This window comes from Burkholderia sp. WTPI3, assembly GCF_021483755.1.
In the GTDB taxonomy this organism is placed as follows: domain Bacteria; phylum Pseudomonadota; class Gammaproteobacteria; order Burkholderiales; family Burkholderiaceae; genus Burkholderia.
This window is the reverse complement of the sequence record NZ_JAGIXF010000158.1, coordinates 1-7,731: the sequence shown is the minus strand read 5'-3', so window position 1 is coordinate 7,731 and position 7,731 is coordinate 1. Positions and strand designations below refer to the sequence as shown.

6 protein-coding genes are annotated in these 7,731 nt (G+C 68.1%); 5 read left to right on the top strand and 1 reads right to left on the bottom strand.

Annotation, left to right across the window (positions count from 1 at the left end):
• The 5 genes from J7024_RS35665 to J7024_RS35645 all read left to right on the top strand — a co-directional run.
• Positions 1–1,400: UxaA family hydrolase (locus J7024_RS35665; protein ID WP_234745942.1), on the top strand; the 1,400-nt coding region annotated here is incomplete at its 5' end.
• 30 nt (positions 1,401–1,430) lie between these two features.
• The gene (locus J7024_RS35660) at positions 1,431–2,363 is read left to right on the top strand and encodes a dihydrodipicolinate synthase family protein (protein ID WP_124825298.1); all 933 of its coding nucleotides are present in this window, start codon (positions 1,431–1,433) and stop codon (positions 2,361–2,363) included.
• 86 nt (positions 2,364–2,449) lie between these two features.
• Positions 2,450–4,033 (top strand): aldehyde dehydrogenase (NADP(+)), encoded by a 1,584-nt coding sequence (locus J7024_RS35655; RefSeq protein ID WP_124825297.1) that lies wholly within the window; start codon positions 2,450–2,452, stop codon positions 4,031–4,033.
• Between the two features lie 196 nt (positions 4,034–4,229).
• Positions 4,230–5,363 (top strand): extracellular solute-binding protein, encoded by a 1,134-nt coding sequence (locus J7024_RS35650; protein ID WP_124825296.1) that lies wholly within the window; start codon positions 4,230–4,232, stop codon positions 5,361–5,363.
• Entirely contained in the window at positions 5,360–7,135 is a 1,776-nt protein-coding gene (locus tag J7024_RS35645; protein WP_175769926.1) for a diguanylate cyclase domain-containing protein, read from the top strand. The genes J7024_RS35650 and J7024_RS35645 overlap by 4 nt, the downstream gene beginning before the upstream one ends.
• Positions 7,136–7,249: 114 nt before the next feature.
• On the opposite strand, the gene J7024_RS35640 is transcribed toward J7024_RS35645, so the two are convergent.
• Positions 7,250–7,549, bottom strand: coding sequence for a DUF4148 domain-containing protein (locus J7024_RS35640; protein WP_124825294.1), 300 nt, complete (start codon positions 7,547–7,549; stop codon positions 7,250–7,252).
• Between the last annotated feature and the right edge of the window lie 182 nt (positions 7,550–7,731).

Below are 7,731 nucleotides of genomic sequence, written 5' to 3'. Positions count from 1 at the left end.
CGACGCGCGCGATCGCGGCCGGCGCACCCGTGCATCGCTACGGCCAGATCATCGGCTTCGCGAGCCAGTCGATCCGGCCCGGCCAGCACGTTCATACGCACAACCTCGACATGGGCGAGTTCGCGCGGGACTATGCGTTCGGCGCGGGTGCGTGTGCAACCGATTTCGTGCCGGACGCGCAGCGTGCGACCTTCGACGGCATCGTGCGCGAGGACGGTCGCGTCGGGACGCGAAATTACATCGGCATCCTGACTTCCGTGAATTGCTCGGCGACAGTGGCGCGCGCGATCGCCGATCATTTCCGCCGGGACATCCATCCGGAGGCGCTCGCGGCGTATCCGAACGTCGACGGCGTCGTCGCGCTGACGCATGGCGTCGGCTGCGCGGTCGACCCGGACGGCGAGGCGCTCGCGATCCTGCAGCGCACGCTCGGCGGCTATGCGTGCCACCCGAATTTCGCGGCGGTGCTCATGATCGGTCTCGGTTGCGAAACCAACCAGATCCCGCGCCTGCTCGAGACGCAGGGGCTGGCCGAACACGCGCGGTTGCGCACCTTCACGATCCAGGACAGCGGCGGCACCCGCAAGACGATCGAGAAGGGCATCGCGCTCGTCGAGTCGATGCTCGCCGCCGCGAACGAGGTGCGGCGCGAGCCGGTAAGCGCGAGCCACCTGACGGTCGGTCTGCAGTGCGGCGGCTCCGACGGCTATTCGGGCATTACCGCGAATCCGGTGCTCGGCGCGGCGGTCGACCTGCTGGTGCGGCACGGGGGCACGGCGATCCTGTCCGAGACGCCGGAGATCTACGGCGCCGAGCATCTGCTCACGCGCCGCGCGGTGTCGCGCGACGTGGGCGAGAAGCTCGTCGCGCGCATCCGCTGGTGGGAGGACTACTGCGCGCGCCATCACGCATCGATGAACAACAATCCGTCGGCCGGCAACAAGGCGGGCGGGCTCACGACCGTGCTGGAGAAATCGCTCGGCGGCATCGCGAAGGCCGGCAGCACGAATCTCGTCGAAGTCTACGAGTATGCGATGCCGGTGCGCGCGAACGGGCTCGTGTTCATGGACACGCCCGGCTACGACCCGATCTCCGCGACCGGCCAGGTCGCGGGCGGCGCGAACCTGATCTGCTTCACGACGGGGCGGGGCTCCGCGTACGGGTGCGCGCCGACGCCGTCGCTGAAGCTCGCGACCAACAGCGCGCTGTGGCGCAGGCAGGCCGACGACATCGACCTGAACTGCGGCGACGTGCTCGACGGCGGCGTGCGCATCGATGCGCTCGGCGCGACGCTGTTCCGGATGATGCTCGATGCGGCCTCGGGCCGCCCGACGCGCAGCGAACTGCACGGCTACGGACAGAACGAGTTCGTACCCTGGCAGATCGGCGCCATTACCTGACCTCACCTTTCGCAGCAAGGAGTTTCACCCATGCAATCGAGTCTTTCAGCCGCCGGCTATCGCGGCGTGTTTCCGGTCGTCCCGACGATCTTCGCGGACGACGGCCGCCTCGACCTCGACGGGCAGCGCCGCTGCGTCGATTTCATGATCGACGCGGGCTCGGACGGCCTGTGCGTGCTCGCGAATTTCTCCGAGCAGTTCTCGCTGGCCGACGACGAGCGCGACGCGGTGATGCACTGCGTGCTGGAGCACGTGGCGGGCCGGGTGCCCATGATCGTCACGACGTCGCATTTCGGCACGACCGTCTGCGCGCAGCGCAGCCGTCGCGCGCAGGACGCCGGGGCCGCGATGGTGATGGTGATGCCGCCCTATCACGGTGCGACGTTCCGCGCGAGCGAGACGGCGATCGTCGAGTTCTTCCGCACCGTGTCCGATGCGATCGACATCCCGATCATGATCCAGGACGCACCGGCGAGCGGCACGCACTTGTCCGCCGCGCTGCTCGCGCGGATGGCCATCGAGATTCCGAACGTGTCGTACTTCAAGATCGAGGTGCCGCAGGCGGCCGCGAAGCTGCGCGAACTGATCGCGCTCGGCGGCGACGCGATCGTGGGGCCCTGGGACGGCGAAGAGGCGATCACGCTGATGGCCGATCTGGAGGCCGGTGCGACGGGGGCGATGACGGGCGGCGCCTACCCGGACGGCATTCGCGCGATCCTCGACGCATGGGGGGCCGGCGACGCCGCCGAAGCGGAGCGGCGGTACCAGCGCTGGCTGCCGTTGATCAATCACGAGAACCGGCAGGGCGGCATCGCGACCGCGAAGGCGCTGATGAAGGCCGGCGGCGTGATCGCGTCGGACGCCGTGCGTCATCCGCTGCCGGCGATGCATCCGGCCACGCGCGAAAGCCTGTTGCGGATCGCACGACCGCTCGACCCGCTCGTGCTGCGCTGGGGCCGTTGAGGCTGCCGCGTATGCCGATGCTGCCCGACGGCCGGCATGCCGGGGCGGCATGCCTTATCGATTCAACGATTCACCGAGGACGATTCATGCATATTTCCTGCGCTTCCCTGATCGGCCGGCACGACGTTGTCGGCGCGGCCGGGTTCCAGGCGATCGATCCGGCCAGCGGCGCCGCACTCGATCCCGTGTTCGGCCGTGCGTCGGCGCAGGACGTCGACGCGGCGTGCACGCTGGCGGCACAAGCGTTCGACGACTATCGCAACCGCACGCTCGATGCGCGCGCAACCTTTCTCGACACCATCGCCGATCGTTTGTTGGCGCTCGGCGACACGCTGATCGCGCGCTGTGTTGCGGAAAGCGGCTTGCCGCGCGCGCGGATCGAAGGCGAGCGCGCCCGCACGGTCGCGCAACTGCGGATGTTCGCGCAGGTCGTGCGGGACGGCGCGTTCCTCGGCGCGCGCATCGACCCCGCGCAACCGGAACGTCAGCCGTCGCCGCGCGCGGACCTGCGTCTGCAGAACGTCGCGCTCGGCCCGGTCGCCGTGTTCGGCGCGAGCAATTTCCCGCTGGCTTTTTCGGTGGCGGGCGGCGACACCGCGTCGGCGCTTGCAGCCGGCTGCCCCGTGGTGGTGAAGGCGCATCCCGCGCATCCCGGCACGTCGGCGCTGGCGGGGCATGCGATCCGGGAGGCCGTCGACGCATGCGGGATGCCGGACGGTACGTTCTCGCTGTTGTTCGACGATGGCCACGACGTCGGCGCGGCGCTCGTGCGTCATCCGCGGATCCAGGCGGTGGGTTTCACGGGGTCGCGTGCGGGCGGTGTCGCGCTGATGACGCTGGCCGCCGCGCGGCCGCAGCCGATTCCCGTGTACGCGGAGATGAGCAGCGTGAATCCGGTGCTGTTGTTTCCACATGCGCTCGACGCGCGTGCGGAAGCGATCGGCCGCGCGTTCGCCGCGTCGCTGACGCTCGGCACCGGCCAGTTCTGCACGAACCCGGGGTTGATTCTGGGCATCGACGGTCCGGCGCTGCGGCGCTTCGAGGCGGCCGCCGCCGCGACGCTGGCCGACCTTCCCGCGGCCGCGATGCTGACGCCGGGCATTCATGCCGCATACGATTCGGCGGTCGAGCGGCTCGCGAACCATGCCGCCGTCGAACGGCTGGCGTGTGGCGCGGCGCGCGGCGACATCCGTCATGCGGGCCGCGCGGCGCTGTTCGCGACGCGGGCGGAGTATTTCGCGCGACACGCAGAATTGCACGACGAGGTGTTCGGCCCCGCGTCGCTCGTCGTGCGGTGCCCGAGTCTCGACGCGATGCACGCACTCGTCGAACGGCTCGATGGGCAACTTACGGCAGCCCTGCATCTGGACGAGCGCGATCGCGATGCGGCACGCGCATTCATGCCGCTGCTCGAGCGTCGCGCCGGACGGATCCTCGTGAACGGCTTCGGTACGGGCGTCGAAGTCGCGCATGCGATGGTGCACGGCGGGCCGTATCCGGCGACGTCGGACGGCCGCTCCACGTCGGTCGGCAGCGCCGCGATCGGCCGTTTCCTGCGGCCTGTCTGCTACCAGGACGTTCCCGACGGGTTGTTGCCCGACGCGCTGCGTGACGGCAATCCGCTGAACGTGCCGCGGAGCATCGACGGGGGCCTCGGCATGCGGGCATGACCGCATGCGTTGCCGGTCACGCGGAATGCATTCGCGGCACGGCCGCGCGGCGCAGGCTTTCATCTGACGATTCGATGCGCGCAACCGGCGGCCGTCGCCCGGACGCGTGCGTTCGTGCGACTTGTGCCAATTGCGTCCGCGAGCGTTTTATGGTCTCGTTTCACGATCTCGCATCGGCTCGAAAAAGGACAGTCGAATGCAGCCGGGGAATAAGGACGGGGAGCCATCGATCAGAGGAATCGGCGCGCGTCGGCGTGTGCGCCGTGTCTTGCGTCGGCTGTTCGTCGTCGTGGCGCTGGGCGCGTTCTGCGTGCCGGCGCTGGCAGCGTCCGCGGCGTCGGCCGGCATGGCCGCCGACAGCATACTGCGTGTGCTCGCGTGGCCCGGCTATGCGGACCAGGATGTGGTCGATGCATTCGAGACGCAATTTCATGTGCATGTGGAAGTCACGTTCGTCGATTCCGACGAGGCGCTCTGGACGCATCTGCACAGTGCGTCTCCGCCGCCGTACGACGTGCTCGCGGCCAACACGGCGGAGATCCAGCGTTATGCGCGTGAAGGCCTGCTCGCGCCGATCGACCTGTCGCGTATCCCGAACCGCCGGCGGCAACTGCCTAATTTCCGGCATGTCGCGGCGATCGGCGGCCTCGTGTACGACGGCCTGACGTACGGGATTCCGTTCACGTATTCGTCGATGGGCCTCATCTACGATCGCAAGCAGGTAGCGGACACGCCGCGCTCGATGCTTGAATTGTGGAATCCCCGCTACCGCGGCAGGGTGCTCGACTTCAACAGCGCGCAGCACAACTTCTCGTTCACCGCGCTCGCGCTCGGCTATCCCGATCCGTTCCGCCTGTCGCACGCGCAGACGCTGACCGTCGCGCACAAGCTCATCGACCTGCGTCGCAATCTGCTTACGTATTACACGCTTCCCGAAGAGGCGACCGCGCTGTTCGTCCAGCATCACGCGGCATTGATGTTCGGCAACTACGGTACGCAGCAGGTCGAACTGCTGCGTCGCGCCGGCGTGGATGTCGGCTACGTGATTCCGGACGAGGGCGCGCTCGCGTGGCTCGACTGCTGGGCCGTCACACGCGGTGCGGAGCGTCGCGAACTCGCGTTCGCGTGGATCAACTACATGCTCGAACCGGCGATCGGCGCGTTGCTGACCGAACGCCAGGGGCTCGCGAACACGCTCGAACCGCCCCCCGGTCTCGCGGCCGGGCATCCGCATCTCGTGTGGATTCAGCCGGTCGAGGACATCGCGCGGCGCGAGTCGCTGTGGAGCCGCATCGTGTCGGGCGATCGCCCGGAGCGATTCGAAAAATGATCCGGCTCGGGCTCACGTCGAAATTGTCCGTGCTGTTCGCGTGCATCGGCGTGATCGCGTCCGGCACGACAGGCTACTACGCGTATCGCGCGAACCGGACGATGCTCGTGGACGAAGCGCAGCACAGCCTGCTGATGTCGACGCAACTGCTCGGGCAACGTTTCACGACGGCACTGGCCGACGTCGCCGACGACGCGCTCGTGCTTGCGCAGTTGCCGTCGTCGCCGCTCGTCGCGCGCGACGAAAACGCGGATCGCGGGCCGCGCACGCGGCTCGAGCAGGTGTACTACAGCTTCATGAGGAACCACCCCGAATACCTGCGGATCCGCCTGATAGCGAGCGGACATTTCGGGCTGGAGCGCATCCGCGTCGATCGCGACACGCGCGGCGTCGTCGTGTTGCCCGAAAGCGCGTTCCAGGAGAAGGGGCAGTTTTCCTACGTGTTCGATACGCTCGCGACCGCACCCGGTCATATCTACCTGTCGCCGATCGTCATCAATCACGAGACCGGTTCGCATGCGGCCGAAGGGCTGCCGATCCTGCGCGTGGGAACGCCGGTCGTCGATAGGTCCGGCCGGATCGTCGGTGCGCTGATCGTCGACGTCGCGTTGTCGCGCATGTTCGACCGGCTCGAGCGCGATTTGCCGCAGGACTACGCGGTGTATCTCGCGAACGAATGGGGCGATTTCCTCGTGCATCCCGATCCGTCGCAGACGTTCGGCTTCGATCGCGGGCGGCGCGTGCTGATGCAGGACAGCTTTGGCGTGACGCGCACGCTGTTTGCCGGCCTGGACACGCACGTGACGCTCAACGGCCTCCGGCAGCCCGACGAGGCGCCGGGCCAGATGTTTGCGTTCGTGCGCACGCCGTTCGGCAAAAACGAGGGCAATCGCTTCGTCGTGCTCGGGATGGCGCGTCCGCTCGCCGACGTGCTGACGCCGGCCGGGATCCTCGGCGACAGGATCATCCGGATGGTGCTCATCTCCAGCGTGATGGCGGTGATCCTGGCGATCCTGTTCGCGCGCGCGATCACGCGGCCGCTGCAGATGCTCGCGCGCGTCGCGACGCACGTGTTCGACGATCCGGCCGCCGAACGGCTGCCCGTTGCGCGGTCGGACGAGATCGGCGTGCTCGCACGCTGTTTCGACAGCATGCGTGTCGAGATCCGCACGCAGGTCGCGATGCTGCGCGCGAAGCAGCAGGAACTCACGCACCTCGCCGGCCACGATCCGCTGACGGCGCTGCCCAATCGGCTGCTCTTCATGGAGCATCTCGACGCGGCGATCCGGCATGCGGCCGCGGTGCGGCAGGGGCTGGCCGTGATGTTCGTCGACCTCGACCGCTTCAAGCAGATCAACGATCAGCACGGACACGCGGCCGGCGACCGGGCGCTCGTCGCCGTCGCGAAACGGCTGAGCCAGGTGCTGCGCAGCGGCGACATGGCCGCGCGGCTTGGCGGCGACGAATTCATCGTGCTGATTTCCGATGTGCGCTCGTCCGCGGCGATCGGCGATATCGCGTCGCGCATCCAGCTCGTGATGGCCGAGGAGCTCGAATTCGGCGACCGGCACGTGGCCGTCGGCGCAAGCATCGGCGTCAGCGAGTATCCGGCCGACGGCGCATCGGCCGAGGAACTGCTCGTCAAGGCCGATGCGGCGATGTATGCGGCGAAGGCATCCGCACAACGCGCGTGCGTGCGTTATCAGGAGCTGTTGGGCGGCAGGCTCGGCACGGAACCGGACGGCCGGATTGCATCCGGCGGCGCCGGCTGACGGAGTTGGCGGCTGACGGTTGCGCCGGCCGGCGGCGCAAACGCGACGAGCCCGTCGCGGGACAGGCTCGTCGATGGGCGCGAGCCGCGCGCGACACGCGCGGCGGCGGCAGGCTTAGTGGCCGAAGTAGACCGAGTCGCGTGCGTTCTGCACCTTGACGGCAGGCGCGCCGCCCCGGACGACCGGGGCCGGCTGCGCGCCGTAGCCGGTGGCGTCTGCGCCATGCACGCGGTCTTGCGCAGCCTGGATGTCGGCCGGGTAGTACGGGCTCGACTGGCTCGGCTTGTAGCCGGCGTTTTCGAGCTGGACGAGTTCGTTGCGCACCTGGGCGCGAGTCACGGTGCTTTGCGCGAATGCGCCGAACGAGGCGGACAGGGCAACAGCGGCGACGACTGCGGAAACGAGCGATTTCATGATGACCTCCGATGTTTTATTGACTTCGCCGTCGACACCATGTCGTAAGCGATTGATTACATCGTAGGCTTCGGTGGACCTAGGGTAAACGTGCATTCCAGCGAAAGATCATTGCGGGCGAGGCAACAATATCAGGATAAGCTCGGTCTGGCCCCAGTCGCTATTGCGGGATCTGCAAGCGA

What these genes read in the sequence shown, in the direction of transcription:
- J7024_RS35660 (WP_124825298.1), top strand. Translation starts at nt 1,431, where the DNA reads ATGCAATCGAGTCTTTCAGCCGCCGGCTATCGCGGCGTGTTTCCGGTC.
- J7024_RS35655 (WP_124825297.1), top strand. Translation starts at nt 2,450, where the DNA reads ATGCATATTTCCTGCGCTTCCCTGATCGGCCGGCACGACGTTGTCGGC.
- J7024_RS35650 (WP_124825296.1), top strand. Translation starts at nt 4,230, where the DNA reads ATGCAGCCGGGGAATAAGGACGGGGAGCCATCGATCAGAGGAATCGGC.
- J7024_RS35645 (WP_175769926.1), top strand. Translation starts at nt 5,360, where the DNA reads ATGATCCGGCTCGGGCTCACGTCGAAATTGTCCGTGCTGTTCGCGTGC.
- J7024_RS35640 (WP_124825294.1), bottom strand. Translation starts at nt 7,549, where the DNA reads ATGAAATCGCTCGTTTCCGCAGTCGTCGCCGCTGTTGCCCTGTCCGCC.